This window comes from Paraburkholderia humisilvae, from assembly GCF_902859855.1.
GTDB lineage: Bacteria > Pseudomonadota > Gammaproteobacteria > Burkholderiales > Burkholderiaceae > Paraburkholderia > Paraburkholderia humisilvae.
Genome location: NZ_CADIKH010000064.1, coordinates 1 through 21248, shown reverse-complemented (window position 1 = coordinate 21248; position 21248 = coordinate 1). Strand labels below are relative to the sequence as shown.

The 21248-nt window shown below is 54.9% G+C and carries 20 protein-coding genes; 7 read left to right on the top strand and 13 right to left on the bottom strand.

From position 1 onward, the window contains the following. From sctR to HV796_RS34450, 13 genes are all read right to left on the bottom strand, one after another. A complete protein-coding gene (gene sctR, locus HV796_RS34510) occupies positions 1–654 on the bottom strand; it encodes a type III secretion system export apparatus subunit SctR (protein ID WP_175232371.1) in 654 nt (217 codons plus the stop codon). Beyond that, a complete protein-coding gene (gene sctQ / locus HV796_RS34505) occupies positions 638–1909 on the bottom strand; it encodes a type III secretion system cytoplasmic ring protein SctQ (protein WP_217478078.1) in 1272 nt (423 codons plus the stop codon). Before sctQ ends, sctR begins: the two co-directional genes overlap by 17 nt. 52 nt (positions 1910–1961) lie before the next feature. After that, positions 1962–2642, bottom strand: a complete 681-nt coding sequence (gene sctP / locus HV796_RS34500) for a type III secretion system protein SctP (protein ID WP_175232369.1) — start codon at positions 2640–2642, stop codon at positions 1962–1964. 16 nt (positions 2643–2658) lie between these two features. After that, complete coding sequence (sctV, locus tag HV796_RS34495; RefSeq protein WP_175232368.1) at positions 2659–4749, bottom strand: type III secretion system export apparatus subunit SctV; 2091 nt, start codon at positions 4747–4749, stop codon at positions 2659–2661. 21 nt (positions 4750–4770) lie between these two features. Continuing rightward, on the bottom strand, positions 4771–5847 hold the full coding sequence (sctU, locus tag HV796_RS34490; RefSeq protein ID WP_175232367.1) for a type III secretion system export apparatus subunit SctU: 1077 nt from the start codon (positions 5845–5847) through the stop codon (positions 4771–4773). Between the two features lie 2063 nt (positions 5848–7910). Next, entirely contained in the window at positions 7911–8714 is an 804-nt protein-coding gene (sctT, locus tag HV796_RS34485) for a type III secretion system export apparatus subunit SctT (protein ID WP_175232366.1), read from the bottom strand. Further along, the gene (locus tag HV796_RS34480; RefSeq protein ID WP_175232365.1) at positions 8711–9217 is read right to left on the bottom strand and encodes a hypothetical protein; all 507 of its coding nucleotides are present in this window, start codon (positions 9215–9217) and stop codon (positions 8711–8713) included. The genes sctT and HV796_RS34480 overlap by 4 nt, the downstream gene beginning before the upstream one ends. Next, positions 9214–10563 (bottom strand): type III secretion system ATPase SctN, encoded by a 1350-nt coding sequence (gene sctN, locus HV796_RS34475; protein WP_377693412.1) that lies wholly within the window; start codon positions 10561–10563, stop codon positions 9214–9216. The genes HV796_RS34480 and sctN overlap by 4 nt, the downstream gene beginning before the upstream one ends. Then, positions 10560–11480: a type III secretion system stator protein SctL gene (gene sctL / locus HV796_RS34470; protein WP_175232364.1), complete on the bottom strand. Its 921-nt coding sequence runs from the start codon at positions 11478–11480 to the stop codon at positions 10560–10562. The genes sctN and sctL overlap by 4 nt, the downstream gene beginning before the upstream one ends. After that, positions 11423–12154, bottom strand: coding sequence for a type III secretion protein HrpB4 (locus HV796_RS34465; RefSeq protein ID WP_175232363.1), 732 nt, complete (start codon positions 12152–12154; stop codon positions 11423–11425). The genes sctL and HV796_RS34465 overlap by 58 nt, the downstream gene beginning before the upstream one ends. Before the next feature lie 23 nt (positions 12155–12177). Further along, a complete protein-coding gene (sctJ, locus tag HV796_RS34460; RefSeq protein WP_175232362.1) occupies positions 12178–13053 on the bottom strand; it encodes a type III secretion system inner membrane ring lipoprotein SctJ in 876 nt (291 codons plus the stop codon). 44 nt (positions 13054–13097) lie between these two features. Continuing rightward, positions 13098–13502, bottom strand: a complete 405-nt coding sequence (locus tag HV796_RS34455) for a hypothetical protein (protein WP_175232361.1) — start codon at positions 13500–13502, stop codon at positions 13098–13100. 16 nt (positions 13503–13518) lie between these two features. Then, entirely contained in the window at positions 13519–14151 is a 633-nt protein-coding gene (locus HV796_RS34450; RefSeq protein ID WP_246356193.1) for an HrpB1 family type III secretion system apparatus protein, read from the bottom strand. Between the two features lie 294 nt (positions 14152–14445). On the opposite strand from HV796_RS34450, the gene HV796_RS34445 reads away from it, so the two are divergent. The 7 genes from HV796_RS34445 to HV796_RS45980 all read left to right on the top strand — a co-directional run bounded on the left by HV796_RS34445 (position 14446) and on the right by HV796_RS45980 (position 20865). After that, complete coding sequence (locus HV796_RS34445) at positions 14446–15885, top strand: helix-turn-helix transcriptional regulator (RefSeq protein ID WP_246356191.1); 1440 nt, start codon at positions 14446–14448, stop codon at positions 15883–15885. Between the two features lie 188 nt (positions 15886–16073). Further along, a complete protein-coding gene (locus HV796_RS34440) occupies positions 16074–17135 on the top strand; it encodes an FHA domain-containing protein (RefSeq protein WP_175232359.1) in 1062 nt (353 codons plus the stop codon). Between the two features lie 122 nt (positions 17136–17257). Then, positions 17258–17503 (top strand): type III secretion protein, encoded by a 246-nt coding sequence (locus tag HV796_RS34435; protein WP_246356190.1) that lies wholly within the window; start codon positions 17258–17260, stop codon positions 17501–17503. A 141-nt stretch (positions 17504–17644) separates the two neighbouring features. Beyond that, the gene (locus HV796_RS34430) at positions 17645–17887 is read left to right on the top strand and encodes a hypothetical protein (protein ID WP_175232358.1); all 243 of its coding nucleotides are present in this window, start codon (positions 17645–17647) and stop codon (positions 17885–17887) included. 140 nt (positions 17888–18027) lie between these two features. After that, a complete protein-coding gene (locus HV796_RS34425) occupies positions 18028–18483 on the top strand; it encodes a CesT family type III secretion system chaperone (RefSeq protein WP_175232357.1) in 456 nt (151 codons plus the stop codon). Positions 18484–19661: 1178 nt separating this feature from the next. Further along, positions 19662–19976: a hypothetical protein gene (locus HV796_RS34420; protein WP_175232356.1), complete on the top strand. Its 315-nt coding sequence runs from the start codon at positions 19662–19664 to the stop codon at positions 19974–19976. A gap of 598 nt (positions 19977–20574) precedes the next feature. Continuing rightward, the gene (locus tag HV796_RS45980) at positions 20575–20865 is read left to right on the top strand and encodes a helix-turn-helix domain-containing protein (RefSeq protein ID WP_175232355.1); all 291 of its coding nucleotides are present in this window, start codon (positions 20575–20577) and stop codon (positions 20863–20865) included. Positions 20866–21248 lie beyond the last annotated feature (383 nt).

The window sequence follows — 21248 nt, the reverse complement described above, 5'->3', positions numbered from 1 at the left end:
TCAGCGGTACGTTAGGACTAGACCATGAATTAACGTTGACCAGCCATCCATCATCACGAACAGCAGCAGTTTGAATGGAATTGCGACGTTCGTCGGCGTGACCTGATTAAGCCCCATGGCGAGCAGGATGTTGGCGACAATGAGATCGATGATAATGAACGCGAGATACAGCAAGAAACCGATCTTAAATGCATCGGTGAGCTCCGTAAGCATGAAAGCTGGCGCAAGCACTATGAGGTCATTCTCCTGCAGCTTTTCTGCAGCCTCCTTTGTCCACAGGACGGTTGCTGAGTGCACGAAAAATCGTTTTTCCCGTTCATCCGCGTGTTTTTGCAGGAACTCGCGAAACGGGTCACGCGCCGCTTCAAACGCCCGTATCACTGTCTGCGTTGGCGTTTGCTCGGTCGCGGGTTGGCTTTGCACCGTTTTTGCGGCTGTCATACCGATCGGGGCCATAATATAGATTGATGCGAGTATCGCGATACTGTTAACAACCATATTTGGTGGGACCTGCTGTACCCCAAGGGCGTTGCGTAGAAGACCTAATACGACGACGATCTTAACGTACGAAGTTACCACCATCGCAACGAAGGGCAGTAGGCTGATCGCAACGACGATCAGCATGAGTCCGACTACCTCATTCATCTGAGCCATATCGCCCTGCCATCCGTAAGATACGAACACCAAGGTGCTCGCCGATCGCGACTAGTTCTCCATAGCCGACCGTTTGGCCGTGCGCAACCAGACGTAGTTGAGCACTGGAGACCGGCGCATCAAGCTCAACCACGTAGCCACTACCCAACGACGAGAGTTGCGCGAGCGAAAGTTTAACGATATCCAGTTCAATTGTGACTGGTATCTCCAGATCGTCGATGCGAACGGGATCGTCAGTCGGACTTGCACTGTTATCGTGGTCCGAATCTTCGGGGCCGGTTACGTCGGACATGTAAGGTTCCTTAATGATTTCGAGCAAATGTTGACGAACTCGCACTGCTGCACATACTCGGGTGAGTCCGGGGGTACCCCATATCGCCCATGCTTGTGGAAACTCGTTCGATTCGCACGTCTCATACGTTAAATCTAGTAGCCTCGCATCGAAAAGTGGGACCAATGCACGCATTATTACGTCGCCCGACGCGAGCGAACGCAGTATGCTGAAGGACAACCTTTTGATGCCGACGACCAGTCGACCAGGCAGGTACAGCGGCCATGGTGCGGGCGCTGGCGCTTGCCGCCATAAACTTGTAAGCGTTTCAACTTTGGCGTCGGCATATAAAACAAACTCAAGTTTGTTTCCCTGTGCGCGGCATGACACGACAAGTCGCGCAAAATCCGGGCGCAGGTTGACCTGTGTCCGGGGGCGCGCATCCATTACTGCGTAATCAGTGAATCCGCAGTGTTGCAGCAACGTCAATGCAGGTTCAATCAATGCGCGCGCGAGTGCAGAGCGAAGCTTGAATAGCTGCCATTTCGTTGGCTCAGCGCTATTTTCAGAAGCGTTGCTTGGCGAAGCTGTCTCGTGCTCACTTGGTGGCTGGCAGGGTGCAATCGCTGCATTCAGAATTGGATACGCATCTGCATTAAAGCCCACAAACACGGTAAAACTGTTGAACTTCACTTTCAGCATCAGCTCAATGATCAGGCAGTTTTCCCATGTTGGAGGGATTTGAAAGGGTTCGACGAGCAGATCTTCGATATCGGCGTGCGTCGACAGATGCAATGCGAGCCGTTTATCGCACAAAGTTTGCGAAACCCGTGCGACCAAAGGGTCAACTTGCGGTAAATACAGTAAAGCCGCCGGCTTACTGGTCTGCTCATGACCGGGGCGCGGGTCACATTCAGTAGATGCGCTTTTTTGCGGGCGCAATGCGGCGGACCTAGCCGGCACTCTCGAGCCGTCTTGGGCCACGCGTGTACGCTCAGTCGGGAGCGATCCTGGTAGTGTGTCCACGATAAATTATCTAAAAGGCGAAAACCTCAACGTCGAGATGCTGCCCATAATCGAGCAAAGTCTGTTTAAGCAAGACTTGAAGCGCCTCGCTATACATTAGTAGTACATCTTTTGTATGTGAATCAGGCGCGTCGAAACGTAACTTAACGCGAGAATCCGAAAGCGACAGATGAAGGGTTGTTTTAGGGAAATATTCCTGATTAAGGGGCATCTGAATTTCCCAATTGCCAAGTCCACGTATGGCCGGCTCGGAGCACAGTGCGACGACCTGCTGCCCCAAGTTTGCTAGAACTGCTGCGGCATCCACACGACTGCTCACTAACGCCGCCGTCGATGCGTCGCTCGACGGCAGCGCCCTGTCGACAATTTCGGGCAAAGGCTCCGTCTCTCCATTGTCCTCTTGTCTGGAATCCTCACCGGAACCTCCGCGGGTAACCAGACGATCCGACAGCAACGCTCTGGAGGATTCTGAATCTGCATCGGCCGAATCGGCCCGGTCATGGCCGTCGTCGCATGAAGCGGGTTCGGATCTGTGAGAGTGCCCGAAATGCTTCGCGGTACGCAATGAAAAGGGTGCCGCACCGGTTTTGGAAGGCCGACTGGCCGGCTGACGCCTGGCCTGACTCTCGTTGTTCTGGTCCGGCCGGGGGGGGGTACGAGGGCGTTCGGCCCGGCCAACGGAATTGCTCATATTTGTGCTCCTCAACTTAGATCGTGACGCGACCGAGCGGCTTTAGCTGGACGTGCTCGCCGAGCTCCTGATAGGAGTAGACATCAAGCCATGGCAAGCGGTTTTCGATCATCCGCCGGACGTAGCGGCGGATATCCATTGAGGCGACAAGCGCAACTTTGTTGTGAGGCACATCGACTACGAGAGATTCGATCTTGCTGATCAACTGATTGATCTCGTCGGGGGCAAGTGCCATGTAATTTCCGGTAGGGGTCTGCTTGATAGACTGGCGAATATGTTGTTCGACAGGCATGTCGAAGAGCACAGCGGAAAGTTCGAGTTCACCATGGGTCGCACGATGGACGAGAAGACGCGACAGATCGCCTCGCACGTACTCGGTAAGCATGAGCAGGTCCTTCTCCTTTGGTCCCCAGGATATGAGACTTTCCAGGACCGCACGCAGGTTGCGAATCGGTATGCGTTCCTCGAGAAGCCGACGAAAGACCTCTGCGCTGCGTTGCGGTGGAAGCACCTTCTGAAGCTCCGCAACCAGTCCGGGATAGTCCTGTCCAGCTTGATCCAGAATCCAGTGAACTTCCTGGATGCCAAGGAATTGTGGTGCGTTGTGCCGGATGAAAGCGACCGCCGAGTGGGCAATGACGCGCTCGATGCGCCAAACTACAGTATTTGCTGGTATTTCTCGCTCATCTACCCAGCGTGTCCGAGTACCGAAAGCGTCGATCGGTGGGTAAGTAGCGGTCTCTGGAGCGTTTGCGGGGGAGGCGCTGCCTGTTTGGGCGCTCTCCCTTTTCACGGCGTTCGCATCAAGGGGCAGCATGGCTTTGCCGGCAGGCAGCTCGCCTTTCAACTGAGGGACGTCCTGAACGAGGATTTCGAAATTGTCTGGTGGGAGGCTCGAATGTGGCCACATCACGACGCCCGGAAACGGCAGCCCGAGATCCTCTTGCAACTGGGCGCGCTCAAACGAGAAGGCCTGCTCAAGGGCTGACATGTTCATACGCTCGATCAGGCCCGGCGCAAGGCGCACGCCAAGCGGACAGGCGAAGGCTGGGGCGGAAGCGAGAATGGTTGGCGCGTCGCTTTTCGCATTCGCGCGCCGCATTGATGCCAATGACACACCCTGCTGAGCTTTCTCGCGTGGTTGTCTTGCGCTCAACCTGTACGCGGAGAGCGCGAGGGTGAGGGCAAGTGTGACAAAGAGCACCCATGGAAATCCGGGTACAAGGGCAAATGCGAGCAGGAGAATCGCGGTCACATACAATGCTCGAGTGTTGGAGGTCAGCTGGCGTCCGATTTCCTCGCCCAATGAGCCCGTGTTTTGCTGTCGATCATCCGATACGCGGGTGATCATCACGCCAGCGGCGACTGACAGCAGTAGAGACGGAATCTGGGAGACCATTGCGTCGCCAATTGACAGGACCGAGAATCGGTTAGCCGCCTCTGCCGCGGTCATTCCGTGATAGGCGATTCCAACGGCGATGCCGGCAACAATATTTATCATGGTGATGGCGAGCCCCGCAATGGCATCTCCCTTAACGAACTTCATCGCACCATCCATGCCACCGTGCACCTGGCTCTCGACTGCGAGAGTCGCGCGCTTGCGACGCGCTTCTTCCGCGCTCAGCAAATTCGCGCGGAGGTCCGCATCGATGCTCATCTGTTTACCCGGCAAGGCATCAAGGGTGAAACGCGCTCCCACTTCGGCCACGCGCTCGGAACCTTTTGCGATGACGATAAACTGGACGGTGGCGATAATGACGAAGACCACCAGCCCAACAACCAGGTTGCCGCCAACCACGAGCTTCCCAAAACTTTCGATGATATGTCCTGCATCCGCGTGCAAAAGAATTGACTTCGTCGAAGCAATATTGAGCGACAGGCGATAGAGCGTCGTAAATAGAAGCAGTGTTGGAAAGGCCGACAGCGATACAATGTCTTTGATGTACATGCTGACCATCAGTAAGGTGACGCTGATGGCGATATTGATCCCAAGCAGAATGTCAATCATCGTGGGCGGCAATGGCAAAATCATCAGTGAGATGATCGCGATTATCAGCAATGCAACGCCGACTTCGCCGACAGCAGGGAGTTTTAGCGTTTTTAGCATGATCGTCTGATGCTCCGCGGTTTAGGTTGCTTCCTGCCGCAAGGCGGCGATGGCTTCAGGGCCGATCGCCTCGAGCCATCGGAGAATGGCTGCCACGACCTCAAAGAGCGCTTCGGGAATTGGTTCGTCAACATTGACCTTATATAAAGCGCGAGCCACTGGCGGGTTTCCGATGATGGGGATGCCAGCGTCGCGCGCGATGCGGCGCAAACCTTCCACTCCTTCGTCAACAGCCTTTGCGACGACTCGTGGCAATGGATGCTCCCGAGGCTGAAAGCGCACCGCTACCGCATAGTGCGTGGGGTTCACCACGAGCATATTCGCGGTGGCAACACGCTGGCCTGGAGGCGCGGAGAACGCAAGCTCGCGAGCGATCCGTCGTCGCTCCCCTTTGATCAGTGGATCACCTTCGCTGTCCTTGAACTCGCGCTTGACTTCGTCCTTGGACATCTTCAGTTCCTTCATAAACAGCGCGCGTTGTATCCTGATGTCGACCACACCGAATACGAGGAATACAACGGGCGCGAAAAGGAAAACTCGGCTTAACACGTGGCCGAAGACTTTTGCGAGTTCCGATAGTGGGAGGTATTGAGACTGGGCAATTAACGGCAGCATCCCTTCGATGACCGTCCACATTACTGCGGCGACTGCTGCAGCCTTAAGCAGCGTTTTCAACATATCGAGCAGCGTGCGCACTGACACTATCCTTTTGAGTCCGCTGGCCGGGCTCACATTCTCTAGTTTTGGCGTAACAGACTTCATCGATACTTGAAAGCCGACCTGAGCGATCGAGGCGACAAATCCGGAGAGTGCGGCGACGCCAAGGACGGGGGCTACTGAGAGGATCAGAAGGCCCCCGAGTCGATAGATCTGCGCGAGGGTATTTGTTACCGAATGGTCGCCGGACACGAATTGCAAAGCTAGGTAGGCAATGGCCCGAAACTGATCGAACAGAGTGTTCCCCGTCGCAATGATGAATCCGATCGGGGCATATAAGGAGACCGCCTCAGTAATGTCGCGGCTGCGCGACACCTTCCCGTCGTTGCGGCTATCCCTTAGCTTCTTCTCTGTCGGCTTTTCTGTTTTTTCACCGCTCATTGAGGGCCTCGATGCATTTGCGTGCCGATTTAATATGATATGGAGATAATATGTCGCACCAAAGGCGACATATTGGTCCAGCGGCCGTGGAGTGCCTTGGCACTTACTTCTATAGCCTGTCTCGGGTCGCAGACGACGTCCGTGGCAGTCCTGTTTTTGCCCGCTGTCTCAAAAGCCGGAAGTGTTTCGTGGCTCGCTTCTACATGAAAGATTGCAGCGAGATTCGGCACCATCTTTCCGGTTTCGGAAATTTGACCGACTGCCCTCGTCTCGCGCGCCCAGTCTGCCATGTCGGCCGTACAACACAATAATCGCGCCTTGACGTTTCATAGTCGTGTGATCGATGAACGTTGCGCTGACGGTTAAATCATAACGGCGGGATCAGGGTTATCAGGGAGCGGGAGCGAAACGGGCCTTCCGCACCCCGAAAGCGGTCCGATACGGCATTTCAACGAGATGCTCCTTGACGTAAACGACATGGACGATTGAGCCTTCGTGCGTCTACCTGATTCGTACGAAAGGCACATGCGCAATGCACGGAACTTTCCCATGTTCGATCCGGCTTCGTTTGCAGGTCCTCAAGAGAGACTTTCCGTAGCGTTTGTCGCCTGGCCTGTGATTGCTGACGAGTTATGCTGATTGTGGTGGATGGGTTAAGACTATATGTTTACGAAATACCCTAGATTCCAGACGATTCGAGGCCCGTCGCTTCGAACGTGCGGGCGAGCGAAATATGATGTTTCCCGTGGTGTTGCGATGTGGAGCAGGTATCAATAAAGCCGCGCGAATCGCCGAAACATCGCTTGACAAGTTGATTCCAGGGCACGTGCGACGAAGCGAGCGCTTCAACGACAGCGGCCCGATCGTGAGCATAATGATGTGGCACGTCAGCTCCTCGAGTGTAAAGGGGCTCGCAATGCAGGCAATCATGATCAGAGGCCAATTCCATATGTTGCGATACATGCGTGCCGATTGAGGGTTCGCAATGTTGTATTGAGCATGGAAATATTGGACATGTTTAGACATTTCCGTCCCCCTGCATGCAGCACGAACTTTCCTCATGACCACTTCGTCGCGTCATGTCGTGGTGCGACTTCGTGCTGAACTGATCATCTGGCAGCAATGTCATCTTCCACGGTTCATACCATACAGCGCTGTCGTGCTCGTATTCAATAATATGTTTATCGGATTATAGATGTTTATATGTCATGGAATATACGAAGATATATAATGAATCGGTCAGAGTTTTTTTGATTCTGCGTCGTTTGACATCGCGTAGCTTCAGGAGCCACGAGTTCGCGGACCACGATGATATTGGTGAGCGAGCGCGCCGGGCTCATATCGTTCCAATTCCCGCCGCGCTTTGATTTGCGTTACAGAGATTTTTTCATCGCGGTATATTTCGCGATTCACAGGCACCACACCACGGCATGGCGAGTTCGACGCGGCGGGTGAATTTCAGGTGTTTGCTGAATTCTGAAAGATGCGGCCGTAACTTACCTTGCCCTGAGGCTTGCTTGCCTTCCAGAACCGCTCGAAGTGGCTTGCGTGTCGAGCGGTCTGTCTTCTGGCCGCCATTTGTAGCTTTAGCCGGAGCGTCTCATGCCAACTGTTGTACTCGAAATCAAAACGATCCGACGCTTGGAGATCGTCAGCGTCGAAGTCGTTGGCGATCCGATGGCATCGAGGTCGTAGCGTAAACTGACAATTTTCAGCAAAGACACATTGGGCGACAGGACTACGATCAGCGTGGATTGGTCGCGGCCCATGTCACATTACCATGCCAACCATCCCCAGACTGATTGCCGTGCTTAAGGCTCTGCGGAGCAGCGACGCCATGTTCGTTCTCATTGGTAACGCGCGTGCATCATTCATGTGCGCCCAGTCAGAGATCGTTTGCTATGCCGCGATCTTGGAGTTCATGGAGTAAGCAGGAATTGCGGCTCGAATGCCGGTGCTCGAAGAGGGGCGATGTTCAAGGGCGCACGTCGATGAGGCTCTGTCGAAACGCGAAAACCGTGCCTGGTGTGTAACACGGAAGCAGTGGCATACATGCCCGAAACCTATCGATGCATTAGATGTCTGAATTCGGTAGCTAAGCCGATCAGAGTTAACTGCGGTCGGGTCTGGTCGACGAAAAGACCAGCCAGTAGCGCGAGCATGAGTACCATAGTGGCACCCTTGATCGGCTGGCTAAGAGCACCAAACTCAAGTTTGTCCCCGGACTTTGCTATGAAGCCAAAAGCAACATCAATGAGTATCAAAACGAACACCATTGGAAGGGCGAGCTTCGCGGTAGCCTGCATGATTGAATCGCTTTGCGTCAACAAAAACGATTGCATGATATTTGTCGGGATCGGCCCTGACGAAGAGACCGGCCACCATTTATAAGACTCATACAACGCCTGGAGCAGAAACGTCATGCCGCCAAGAGACCAGAAGAAGGCGATCGCGATCTGCTTGAATAGCGTACCAGTGGGGGTTGACTGTTCCTGAAGAGGGTTCGTCAATTGCACATTGTTGTACCCTGTCAGATTATCGAGGTAGGTTCCAGCGCCCTCCGCGACCCAAAACACCGATGACGCCGCAAATCCGAGCAGTAATCCGAGCAATGCCTCGCGCACCGCTACCGCAGCGAGTTGCGTTACGTCTAGGGCTTGGAGCAGATGCATCGGTTGCCCGTATGCAACGTATATGCTCAATAGCGTCACAACCCCGTTGCGGGCGATTCCGGTAAGGCCGCTTTCGGCGATTGGAGGAAACATGATCGATATGACCATAAAACGCAGGGAGCACAGGATTGTAATGCTTATATACCTAACCACTATGTCGCCAAGGTAAGGTAGGTCGAGAAAGCCTTCACTCATCGAGTTGCCCTCGCGCGCACCAGGCGTGCCACTGCGAGCTCTTCCGCATCGTCATCGATTGCATTGTCAGCGGCAACTTCCAGCTCGCGCTCGATCGATCGGATACGCTCTTTGCATCGATCGATGCGACCGCTATTTTGAGCGATCTCGCGCTGCGTGAGTGCGATCGAATCCTCAATGGTCAAGAGGGAAGTCTCAAGCTGGTCGAGTTTATCGCGCTCGAGGTTCAACCGTTCCGTTGCGACTCCAATATAGAGGCGTTGGTTATTCAGATCGCCCAAAGAAAATGCACCGATTCCACTCATCAGGGCGTCGACCTTGTTTATATGCGTGCTCAACGCCACTTGATCGGCCTGCACGCGCGCGCGCTGAGTCGCGCATTGTCCATCGATCTGTGCGCGTTCGTTACGCTGCTCCGCATGTCGCGAGCGCAGTTGCTCATCCAGTCTCATCCTTCTGGTGATCGAGCGGTTTAATGCGATTACACGCGCCTTCGCCGTCATTGCATGCCTACAAGCGAATATAGCTGCCTTTCGGTATCTTCCGGTGCGGCGTATTCAGTCGTCGCCTGAGAGAGAAACGCGTTAATGAACTCATGCTTCTCGATCGCTTCGTCGGCGAGAGCGTCGGTGCCGGGTTTGTACTCGCCGATCTGCAGCAGCATCTCAACGTCCCGGTACTTGGCTATCAATTCTCTGAGGCGTCGCGACGCGAGCATGTACTCGGGCGACATGACCTGGGACATCACACGCGACAAGCTATGTAGCACGTCGATTGCAGGATACAGATTCTTGGCCGCAACGTCTCGGGAAAGGATCATGTGTCCGTCGAGAATGCCCCGCACTTCCTCCGCGACTGGGTCGCTTCCGCTCTCGTCTTCGGCGAGTACGGTATATAGCGCGGTTATCGAACCGGTCGCCCCCATGCCGGCTCGCTCAAGCAGGCGAGGCAACTCGGCGAAAACCGATGGCGGAAAGCCGCGCCGCGCGGGAGGCTCCCCAGCGGCGAGTCCGATCTCCCGGCCTGCCCGGGCAAAACGCGTCAGGGAATCCATCATCAGCAGGACTCGTTGGCCGCGATCACGAAAATACTCCGCAATCGTGGTCGCGATATATGCGGCCTTCGCGCGCTCAATCGAGGACCTGTCCGACGTCGCGCAGACGACGATGGAGCGCGCCATGCCCTCGGGGCCCAGAATCAGCTCCACGAACTCGCGGACTTCTCGCCCGCGCTCGCCGATTAACGCGATGACATTCACGTCACATGAGGCGCCGCGCGCGAACATGCCAAGTAAGGTACTTTTGCCGACGCCCGCTGGTGCGAAGATCCCCATGCGTTGCCCTTCGCAGAGTGTCAGAAGGGCGTCAACCGCGCGCACGCCGGTGGGCATGGGCTCTTCGATCATGCGACGGCTCATTGGAGTTGGCGGTGCGGCGAAGACAGGGCGGAAAGTCTGTGCATCAATTGGCGGGCCGCCATCGACGGGTTCACCTAAGCTGTCTATGACCCGTCCGAGCAGCGCGTCCCCTACTTTTGCGGATAACGGTCGCCCGAGACCGACAACCTGAGTGGAACGGGAAATGCTTTGAAGCGATGCAAACGGTGAGAGCAGGGCATAGTCGCGAGTAAAACCAACGACCTCTGCCTGCTGCAGTAGCACGCCACTCGCCGTACGAAGCTCACACAGTTCACCGTGCGTTAGGTCGAGGCCAGTAACCTTGAGCAAGGTCCCGATAACCTCAAGTACTTTTCCCTTTCGGGCAATGGTTGGCTGTACGCTTATTTCTCTCTCGATTTCGGCGGCAAACCCGGCGAGATCGATCATGTTCTCGGAATCGTCTTGCGTCATTCATCGGCCTCATCGTCGATCGGATAAGGATAGTGCCCCACGCCATCGTGCTGTGAGGTCACCGTCGGGTCAGTCGGCGCATCAGTGACAGACTCGGTATCGTCAGTCGATGCAAGACCGTGGGTGGCCTGTTCGGGCCCGCCGACGTCAATCGCGCGGTTGAGCGCCCTCGATACCGCGTTACGCATTGCGCGCAACTGCGTAGTCAAGCTGGCGTCAATCGTGCCACAGTCCGATTCGCAAATGCAGCTGCCGACGGGGAGTCGCTTGTCGGCGGTGACTGACAGGGACAGCCGACTGCCAGCCGCCCTCCAGCGCGAGACGAGTTGGTCGAACATCATTTGCGCGCTCTCGACGTCTTGCGGATGCACCGTGACACGCAGGTAGGTCGCGCCGTCAACGATTCGCTCAACGGTAGTCAAGGCGCGTTCAAACAATGCATCGCGGTTCTGGACACTGACGATTTGTTCCACAGCGGACGAAACGATTTCCGCCAACCGGGTGCGCATTCCCCTCTGCAACTGAGACTGGGTTTCGGCGGACGACGCGACCTGTTCCATCCATTCGGTGCGTGCATGGTCGAGCCCGTCGGCATACCCTCGCTCCGACGCGTCCTCGTACTCCTCGCGCGCTTGCTCAAGCAACCGCGCCGCAGCCTGTCTCGCGTCGTCGACGATCGCTTCTGCCTGTGCTCGCGCATCGGCGAGAAGCGTTAGCCGCTCCCGCGCAAGCGCGGCGTTGGCTTGCTCAAGCTCAAGCAGTTCACCAAACACCGCGGCTGGAATGACGTCGCCCTGCAAACCAAGGTTCGCATCGTCAACTTCGACACTGGAATCCATCGTAGCCCGCCGATTATGTTTTAGCCAAATAACCATGACCACGTTCCGAGCCAATTGGGCAGTTGAGAGTACAGCCACGCACCGCCGTCCGAATCCGCTGTGTCGGGCAATGCGCTCAGCCATCGATCCTGCGCGGTCGAGCGCGCGAGCGCCAGCCTCAATAGCGGTGGGTGCTTCGCGCCGCTGCCATGAGAATCTCGCCTGAACAATACGAGCCCTTCCAGGGCGAGTGACTCCGCCGTCACCCCGTTGAGCGGCGGCATACTCTTGACGTTGATAGGGTTCACGGCGTACGGCGCATTCGCAAAGAGCAGTTCGAGGCTGATACCAGCGAATGCGGATAGTCGCTGTCTTATACGCTTGTCAATCAGCCTACGCAGCTCGAAGCGTCGAAACACCAGCGCGCGCATGCATAACACCCGAATCCCTAATTCGGTGGGCACCATGTCCAGTAATGCCAGGTTCAGCTTTCTCCCGTTCGCTGTGTCGACAAAGGCCGGCAGACCCCATGAATCGGGCGGTGGAGGTTCGATGCCTGCGGCATCCACGAATGCACGCGAACAGCTGTCAAGCGTAGACTCTCGGGCCTGCGCAAGCAATACACGCCAGCGAGTCAGGGTGAGCGCATCAACGCCAAGCATACATTCAAACCAGGACGGATGGGCCCACAATGCCGCGCGCGACAGATTGGCTTCGTATGCCTCGTGTCGCGCGGATAACCGTTCAAACGGCGGGGAGGACGACGGAATCATTGGTTAGGGTCTAACGAAGGTCATCATTTCGATCGCTTTTTACGGAAACGATCGATGATTGATGCAATTCCTTTAGTGCGTGGCTTCACGGGCGATGTGCCCTTTTCTCCTTCCGCTCCACCAGTCATTACCTCTTGGGCAAGCGTATGGTTGTTGATTGCGAGCTTCAGATTGACCGACAGGCCCCGCTGCGCTATCACAAATAGGACGATCGACCCGATTACAAGTAAGGCCTCAATGATGCGGCGCAGCCACAGATTCCAATCCGGGGGTTGCGCGTTCAAAGGTGGAATATCAGCCGGCGCTGCGGGTATTGCGATTACGCTCACCTGATCGTAAGTGAGGCCTTCCACACTATGCATGACGAGCGTTTTGATCTGCGGAACCCATGCCTGCACGTTCGCGCCGGGTCTGTACTTGATGAACACCGCCGCCGATGAGGGTTTTATCGTTTGCGCGAGAGGATCGTTATTTGGCAACACGATCTGTACGCGCGCGACTACGACTCCGTCAATTTTAGATAATGTTTCGGCGAGTTCTTGCGATGTCCCGTAAATGAAACGTACACGCTCTTCTGTAGGCGTCGATATTAGACCGCTTTTTTGAAAAAGCTCCCCTAGGTTGTCATACTTGGCCGGCGGCAACCCACGCTCGCGTAATACCTCCATAGCCCGGGTGAACTGGGAACCCTCGACATCAAGCGTCCACGTTTTCCCGTCGGCCGACGCGGATTTCGACGCGTCGACTCCCGACTCCAGCAAGGCCGCGACCATCTGGTTGGCGTCCTGTTCTGTAAGGCTGCTATACAACTCCTCTTTGCATCCGGCCAGTAATAATGAGAGTGTCAGGACGCCTAGCAACAGTCCGCGCCGGGCGTGCCGGGAGATGGTATTTCGCATGACATATCCTTTTCTGCCAAAGCGAGCTCGCTGAGTATGACACACTACTGATTGCGCATGAGGGTCTCGAGCGCCGATTTGGACGACGTTACCATCGACACCGTTACAGACATGGTGGCGTTCGCGGTCGTCGTCTCCGCAATGACCTTGGTGGCATAAGCGGCTGCCTGCGCCTGATTCATCATTTGGGGATTTTGTGCCCAGTTCATGAGATCGCGAACCGGCGCATTCAGTTGAGCGTCAAGTGAGTTCGCGATTTTCGATACCAGCGAGCCGCCCTCTGCGCCAATTGTTTGCGGTGGGGCCATTGGCGCCTGCTGCATTAGTGCCTGAAATTTTCCTCCTAACGCTGCAGGCGTTACGTTAGTTTGAGCGGCCGGCTCCTGAGCGACGCTTTGAGTCGACGTTTGCAAAATGGCATTCATGGCTGATGGCGGCATTGGGGTCATTTCAGGTTAGCTCCCGTCAGGCTCGCGGAAACGCGTACATAAGCATATCGGGCACTGGTTGCGCCGTATTTTCGCTTGATGCCGAGGCTTTGTTCACGCCCGCAAATTGAGCCGCTTTGGCTTCGAGTTGCGAAAGCGCGGTCACCGATTCCGGGACAATGAACGGGCCGCCGGCCTGCGCAGCTTTCATGGCATCCGACAGCTCGGCGCGCGCTCTTAACGCGGCGATCAGAAATTCCGTATCGGGGCCAGGCGAAATCTCCAACGCCTCATTAGCGTAACGACTCCACTCCGGGTCTTCCTTCATTGACAGGCAATATGCAAGGAGGGCTCTTGCGTGGCCGAATCGGGGCGCGTTTTCGCACACGTTGCGGATGACGCGAATTGCCTCGTCCCATTGGTTGCGGGTCATATAAAGAACGCCGTCTAGCGTGCTGATTTCCGTTTGGCGTGGTCGCAGGGTATGCAGCGCATCGAGTAATAACTCGACGTCTCCCTCGTCGGCCGACACCGTCGGGAAGTTTGATAGCAATGCATTTGAGGCGAGGTCCACCAGTCCACTGACGACGGCGGCAGGGACGTCAAGATATTCAGGTTCGTGAGCGATAGTCATGATGAGGATAGAACCAAAAAAGTGTTGAATAAGCACATCCAAAATGTAATGCCGACGAGTGCCCGAACCGTATCAGTCAGCATTTTCCTGTGTGCCCATAAGCGGAAGTCGAAGCGGACACACACGAAATCGGGCACCTCCGAAGAATAGCTCAGTGGAAGGCCACGTGCGCGCATTTACCAGAGTTTTTGCAAACTTTGACAATCAGTTACGCGTTCATTTCGCCTTCGCTTTTGCAATCTTTGACATACAGCCATTAAACGTTGGTTACCTTATCAACTCGTGCTGCGCTTAAAGCCAGATACCTAAAAACACTAAGATAGGTGAACGATGTTTTCAGCTCTATATATGCCACTCATCATGATTCAATCGATGCGCGCGTGGCCGGTGCCCACGGTGCGCGTCGTGAGTCTCGTCCAGGAAGGTAAACTATCCGCCGCGAGTCAGCTATTGAGCGGATGGATTGAGGACGGAAAAGTCGGAGCGTATATGCCATATGCGCTCCAGTCGATTGCGGATTTGCAGATCGTTCTTGGCCACGATGCTGAGGCCGAGGAGACGTATCATCGATCGCTGCATACGCTTCACGCGTCGAAAGTATTTTCGACGAAGCAGGAATTAAGCATCACGTCGTGCCGCAATGCCGCATGGCGAGCCCTGTTTCGCTACCGCCTCTGCACAGCGCTCGCATGTTTCACACGCATGTCGGCGCTTGGCGAAGAGTTGGGGCCGAGCCGACTTGTCGAGGCTCGATTTGGCATGGCCTGTGCGCTATACGAGATGGGACGCGTGGAAGAATCGGTCGAAATGTTGTGCTCGCTTGAAGAGAGCGCCAATGGTCTTGTCGAAGAAAACACTACATGGCCTGATCTTATTGCGGCGATGCGATTCGACATAGGGGTGCAAACGGAGATGCATTCAGCGAACGCACTCGGTGACCATGCTTATTGGCGATCGGGCCTTGACGCCGTTCGGAGCCTGGACGATCGCGAGGGAAGGGACCTACGTATTTCCTCGACGCTGTTGCGCTCCCGAGTCGAATATGTTCGGCACATGCGTGAAATGGCGCACGGTGCCCGAGACGCTGCTGCCGTGTTGAACGCCCACTTAGCCTGGGCGCAGCGAGAGGGTTTGATTGGCTATCAACGCACCGTGCGACTTGAGATCGCGGCTGCTGCGCTGATCGGTGGTACACCTCAGACAGCCGAAACGATGCTCGAGCCACTGCATCGTGACAGCAAGAAGGAATACAGCGCTCACGGCCGTCTTGACTACCTGTACTATGCGTCGAAGACGGAGCAGGCGCGAGGACATTCCGAAAAAGCATGGCAACTGTACGCTCAGTATGCGTTGACTGCGATGCAATGCCTGCGTGAGAACTCGCGGCTGGAACCCTTCCTTGACAGGGCGACCAAGCTCAAGGCGCCAGCGGACGATATTGATGCCCGTTTGCCGGTCCGTTATCGACGCGCCTACCGGTTTATGCTTGAAAACCTTGGACGCAGTGACCTGTCGGTTTGCGAAATAGCAGCTGAGATCGGGGTTACGGAACGTGCGGTCCAATGGGCTTTCAGGAAGTTTCTCGGTGTCTCGCCGAGCGAGTTGATTCGTGTTTTGCGCATGCAGCGGATTCGCGAAGACCTACTGAATTCGCCGACACGGGACATGCTGGAAGTAGCCAAGCGTTGGGGGGTGCGTAGTTGTTCGACGTTACTCGATAGCTATCGAAAGCAGTTTAACGAGGCTCCCTCAAAGACCATGGAACCTTGATTGTTAGACTTGACCGGATTGCGGGATAACGCGATTGGGGTGCTTCGAGAGGATTGCGACGTACTCGATTTCGCATCGTACCCGCGTAGTTTCGTTGGTCATGGTCGCTCAATTCCGCTACAGGCTACCCTAGCGGCAATCGACGGCATACTCCACGCTCCTCAAATCAGACTTTTTGCGGTGAAATTATGAAGCTCTTACGTGTTCTGACCGGTTTTCATGCTGGTGCGCAAATTAATCTTTCTCCGGGAACATATCGTATTAGCGCTGGCGAGGATGCAGACATTCAGCTTTCCGACTGGCAAGGCGCCGACCTTCTCCTGCGTGTCGACGATGAAGGCAACACGAATGCTACGATGCGTTCTCACGAGGGCAGCGAGGGCACTGAGGGCAGCGAGGGCACTGAGGGTGAGGGCGCTAGTTCATCGAGCTCGTCGGGCTTGCGCAATGTCATGCTTAATGATCTTATGCCCGTGCGCTTCGGGGAACTGGTGCTCTGCGTCGCTTCGCTCAATGCGAAATGGCCTTCGGATGTTGAGCTGCTTTCGGATGTACTTGCACGACCGCGGCAACCGTCACGCTCCGGGATGCAGTTCTCGCGTCAGCTCCTGTCCATCACGGCTGCATGTGTAATGCTTGGGACTGTCGCGGTGACAGGTTTGTTGATGAACACTTCGGGAACAAGTCAAGCTTCGGTCCCGAATTCCACGGCGATTCAGGCGCAGCAGATTTCCAATGCACTCGTGACAGCTCATCTTGATGGCTTGCGCGCGACGTCGGCTGGCAAAACGATTGTGGTTTCAGGTATGGTCCTGAACGATGCCGACGACCAGGCGGCACGGCGGATCTTCGCTCAATTCCCGGCAGGCAAGGCAATACAACGCAACTATGATGTCGCTCAGCAAGTCACACGCAGTATCGGCGACATGGTGAACGTTGACGGTGCGTACGTCACATACCTTGGAGATGGCCGATTTGCGGTGAACGGTCCAACTTTCGAGAAGAAGGCGCTTCAAACAGCAATTGCTCGAGCGCGTGACGATCTGAGTGCCAATATCGTTGCTATCGAACTGCGGACGAGCGGACCGAATGCAACTAAAGCACCGACGCGAGCTTACTCCGAGATGCTTGCATCGGACAATGTGAATTTTGCGCAGACACCGGATGGTGTCAAGCACGTCTTTGGTGACACAAGCTATGAAAGCTCGAATAGCGATCAGTCTCCCCAGACAAATGCATCGCATCCCTGAATTCTATTTTCCGGTGGATTTTCGACGTGTTTAAAATTTGGAGGGAGTGAGCAATTAAATAATCGTTAACGATATTATACGTCGGTTATTGTTATTCAAACTTTAATGAACGGGAACAAAAAATGTACGATGCACTCAAACCATTTGAGCCTGATTTCAGCGAAATCTCGCGGACGTTGACGGATGGCGCCAAACGCGCGAGCGTTGACGAAATCGTCAAGGCGCTCAAGCTAACCGCGGAGCGATTCAATGATGCGACAGCCGAGACCGATGTCGATCGCAACAATCTGGCGAAGCTGTATCGAGGATTCATCGCTGCTTCACGGGTTCTTGAGCGGCTCCAAAGTGCAAAAGCGGGCTCCTTGTAAATCGTATTGAAAGTTTCTGGCGGATGAAGGTGGATGATCGTCCGAATGATGAATGTCTTGCTGGGCTGAGGGATGGTCCCTACGTCTGGCGAAGACTCTATCCCGAGCATTGGTTGCTCGGCTAACCTTAAGGAGTTGAAAATGGCTTTACCTGGTGTGTCAAATAGCCCTAACCCGGCCAGCATTCCCGTCGGCAATGGTCTTTCTGTTACAGATCCGAGTTATGCCGCGGCGCTTAAACTGCAGCAGACGACTTCTGATAATCAAGTCGCTTACAGTGCGGCGGCGACGGCGATACAGACGAAGCAGACAACATTTACAACTGCTCTGCAGTACATGCAAACATTGCTAAGGCAGGTTTCGCAGCTCGGGGACGGGAAGTAATTAGTATGGTTTTTCGTGCATTGCCGAGTTTAAAGGGTTTGTGCGAAAAACACTATCGGATTGGCCAACCTTCTGTGTTGGCCGGTCCAATTTGCCACTCTGAGGCGCCGATGACTGGATAAATAATGACGAGTTGATACGTGAGCGCAGAACGCTACACCATGCTGGTAGAGGAGTTGTGCGATGCGGTCGGGCTAGCGGACGTTGGACACGTGCTTGATACTCGACGGATTGAAGTCGACGGTTTTGACGTACAGCTTGACTACTTCGAAAATGACCTTGATGCAATCTACGCCAACTTCGATTTCGGGACGATGACTGCCGGTCGTACGTTGGTTATCTTCCGGTTGATGCTGGAGGCGAATCTCCTAATTTATGCGCAGGATCAGGCTCAGCTGGGGCTCAATGGTGACACCGGTGGGATGGTCCTCGTGCTGCGCATTCCGTTCGACTCCGGGATTAACGGCTATGCTCTCGCTGATCTACTGGTGCATTATGCCGGGCACGGACGATATTGGCGGCAGAACATCTTGGAGTCCAACGATGAAATGTTTGAAGGGATCGCGTCGGGTGCATATCATTGGCTGCGCGCCTGAAGGATTGGATGCGCAACATCAATACCGTTGTTTCGGAAGTCGCATCGATTGGCGGTTCGTTTGCTTCAACATGCCCTGTTCACACCGGGCTTGGACGCTCGCGCCAGTCAACTGTAGTTGACGCGAGTTAAGAGTGAGTTGCGGATTACGCTAACGACAACGGGCCGGTCGATTTCTTTCGGCAGGCAAGACCGTTTGGTCAAAGGGATGTCACTTGATCTTGCCACAATCTACTATTTATTTTTTCTGATAGATATAACCTCGGAAAGTAGCTGTATCCAGCGTGCGACAACGAGCGAAGGAGCCCCAATGCGGGGCGTTTGCGTTGGGGACATGGTATGCGGCTCCGTCATTTAAGCGGTTTTATACAGCTAGTGATAAATTGATGCCAAAGACTGCATAAGGATGTGGTGAGTCGTCAGAGATTCTCCTGCACATCGAGCTCAGTCGAATTCGGGACAAGCCATGTGTTATGACGGATCCACAAAAATAGCTCTTCGTACGTGGTGCATTTTTAAGTATTTGGTAATTCCGAATTTCGGTTAAATGAAGTGAATAGTTGATCCGGCAGATGAAAGCTTTATTAGGGGCGCGTCATTGCTGCATCATAAGGAACGCAAGTCATTGCGAGTGAGATCAAGATACGGGATGCTGTGTTGAACTATCTGATGACCTAGCTCGTCTGAAGGGCGAGCGAACGTGGTTGTTCAACCTGAGATTCGTCGCCAGATTTGCTGTGCTGTGCGCTGGCGTTCTGTCTGGGAGGTACACCCTTGTGTGCGGGTTCTATCGATAAAGTGTGCTCTTAATCGATACGTCGATAAGTGATTCATGCCGGGGCATGTTAGGCAAAACTCCAATGCCAGCATGGATGAAGGTGCAGGTTGGGATTTGACTATTTGCGATCGCAAGCTGGCCTTCTCGTTAGTCAGCCGAGACTGTCCGTCGGAAAGTGCATATGCGGAACCCATCATTTGGCGGGCGGATGCGGTGACGAGCCATCCTGGCTAACCGCTCGATGAGACAAGGGGTGCGTGTGTTTCTACTTCGCTCGATATTGGTTGATGTTCGGGCGAAAACATCGGCGTGTCTGATAGGCGGCGCACGATCGCGACCGCTGTTGCTCAGTGATTGACCGTCTGATAAGGTTCTAGATTCGGTTTGAATAAGGGTAACGAATGTCACAACATCGCTCTGCGGACGGTTTGCTGCCTGATGCAATTCTCAAGATTATGAAGCCAGCCGGAATCTACACCATCCAGCACTTGGCAAAACAGCTGTCGCCTGATTTGCCACCCAACGCTGAAATACGCGCAGCCGTCAATAAGCTCATCGCTGAGGGTAAAGTTCAGGTCTCTGGTTTCTTCATGCGAAACGCCACTTATCGGTTGACTGTCGATGAGGTAGTCGAGGGCCGACGGGAGGAATTGACTGAATACGCGGAGTCGTTAAGACGAAGTGTAGAACTCGCCAACCTGACTCGACGCAGATAGTTCGTCCCGGTTAAAGCTCGGAGAAGCGGGGGGTAGATGAAGCTTTACAGGAACGTTTTAAAGTTGATTGAATATTTGGGCGAGTGCCCGCGGCCGATGACTGTCGCTCTTATTGCCAGAGCTGGTGTACTGAGTTCGCGCGACGCTTCGGATGCCCTCCAGTATGGGATTCGGCTCGGTGTGATCGAGCGCATCGATGGGCAAGAGTTGCCTCTAAAGCGGCGGTTCCTGTACAGGTTGACAGGGCAGCCGCTGCCTCCCGTTAGTGGGGGCGTGATCGGTCCATCCTTTGACGCTTTGCTTGCCGCATGGGGCATTGCGCGAGTGCCGCCGCGGTTACCGTGCTATACGTCGCTGCGACGAGTGTATTCCGATTGACTAAATGGCTGCTTTCTTGACGCCGTTTAGGAAGCATGTGGTCGGCGTCGTAGCATGGGGAACTGACGAAGGGCGACATGGTCAGACGCGCGAGGTGTGGCGTCTTGTTTGTGGTTTGCACACGGAGCGGTGAACCGCTCTCGCGATTAAATCGGTCAAGCGCACTGGCAGTACACAATTAAGAACCTTCAGCATTGCGTTCGCATTTTTAACGTTTGACATGGAGATCAAACGCACGTCCCGTTTCCGGACCTGCCCGACGCCCGATCAGGACGACATGCAAGCCGGGACGTTTGGTTGCGTGCGTTTCGCGTGCAAGCCATGCATCGGCCGGGGGGCGATGCATGGTATCCGCGTCAGGAGCGTGTCGGCTGCCACGAGACCTCTACTGCGTTTGACGCTAAAGAATACTGTGGAACATGCGCGGCTGACCGAAGGCAATTTGATCCCGCTTCGGCAGGGAGTTTGCCACCTGCGAATCGCATCACCAATTTTTTTGCCGGGCACGTGAAGTACCCGAGCTTGCTGCGCGACGATGACGTCAAGTCGGCCGGGATACGCGGCGAGTGTATTCAGGTGAGGTGGACAATCGCTCTCGCTGGCGAAGAGGAAAGGACCGTTAGTAATCCGCTTTCCACGACAGATTCCCAGAGGCGCGCCAGGATCTCGACCGCACGGTGTCAAAGGTTCGGCAGGCCGATACTCGACGTTTCGCGATGACGGTGGGTCGGCAAGGAACATGTTAAGTGGCGAGGTTGGGATTAATGTAAGCGCCTCACAACGCTTGCAATTACCCACTACGGTTGAGGGCGAGTTCATATCCGAGTTGAATGTCGGTGTGGCGCCGCATGCCGTGCCACATAACGGTATTACCTAGAGGTGGATCGCCCGCGC

Bases quoted from the DNA above. Each gene is read 5' to 3' on its own strand.
- sctP (WP_175232369.1), bottom strand. From the start codon at position 2,642: ATGAGCAATTCCGTTGGCCGGGCCGAACGCCCTCGTACCCCCCCCCGG.
- sctJ (WP_175232362.1), bottom strand. From the start codon at position 13,053: ATGCGAAATACCATCTCCCGGCACGCCCGGCGCGGACTGTTGCTAGGC.
- HV796_RS34440 (WP_175232359.1), top strand. From the start codon at position 16,074: ATGAAGCTCTTACGTGTTCTGACCGGTTTTCATGCTGGTGCGCAAATT.
- HV796_RS34445 (WP_246356191.1), top strand. From the start codon at position 14,446: ATGTTTTCAGCTCTATATATGCCACTCATCATGATTCAATCGATGCGC.
- HV796_RS34435 (WP_246356190.1), top strand. From the start codon at position 17,258: ATGTACGATGCACTCAAACCATTTGAGCCTGATTTCAGCGAAATCTCG.
- sctV (WP_175232368.1), bottom strand. From the start codon at position 4,749: ATGCTAAAAACGCTAAAACTCCCTGCTGTCGGCGAAGTCGGCGTTGCA.
- sctN (WP_377693412.1), bottom strand. From the start codon at position 10,563: ATGACGCAAGACGATTCCGAGAACATGATCGATCTCGCCGGGTTTGCC.
- HV796_RS34455 (WP_175232361.1), bottom strand. From the start codon at position 13,502: ATGACCCCAATGCCGCCATCAGCCATGAATGCCATTTTGCAAACGTCG.
- HV796_RS45980 (WP_175232355.1), top strand. From the start codon at position 20,575: ATGGAGATCAAACGCACGTCCCGTTTCCGGACCTGCCCGACGCCCGAT.
- sctR (WP_175232371.1), bottom strand. From the start codon at position 654: ATGGCTCAGATGAATGAGGTAGTCGGACTCATGCTGATCGTCGTTGCG.
- HV796_RS34480 (WP_175232365.1), bottom strand. From the start codon at position 9,217: ATGACGGCGAAGGCGCGTGTAATCGCATTAAACCGCTCGATCACCAGA.
- HV796_RS34465 (WP_175232363.1), bottom strand. From the start codon at position 12,154: ATGATTCCGTCGTCCTCCCCGCCGTTTGAACGGTTATCCGCGCGACAC.
- sctT (WP_175232366.1), bottom strand. From the start codon at position 8,714: ATGAGTGAAGGCTTTCTCGACCTACCTTACCTTGGCGACATAGTGGTT.
- sctU (WP_175232367.1), bottom strand. From the start codon at position 5,847: ATGAGCGGTGAAAAAACAGAAAAGCCGACAGAGAAGAAGCTAAGGGAT.
- HV796_RS34420 (WP_175232356.1), top strand. From the start codon at position 19,662: ATGTCACAACATCGCTCTGCGGACGGTTTGCTGCCTGATGCAATTCTC.
- HV796_RS34430 (WP_175232358.1), top strand. From the start codon at position 17,645: ATGGCTTTACCTGGTGTGTCAAATAGCCCTAACCCGGCCAGCATTCCC.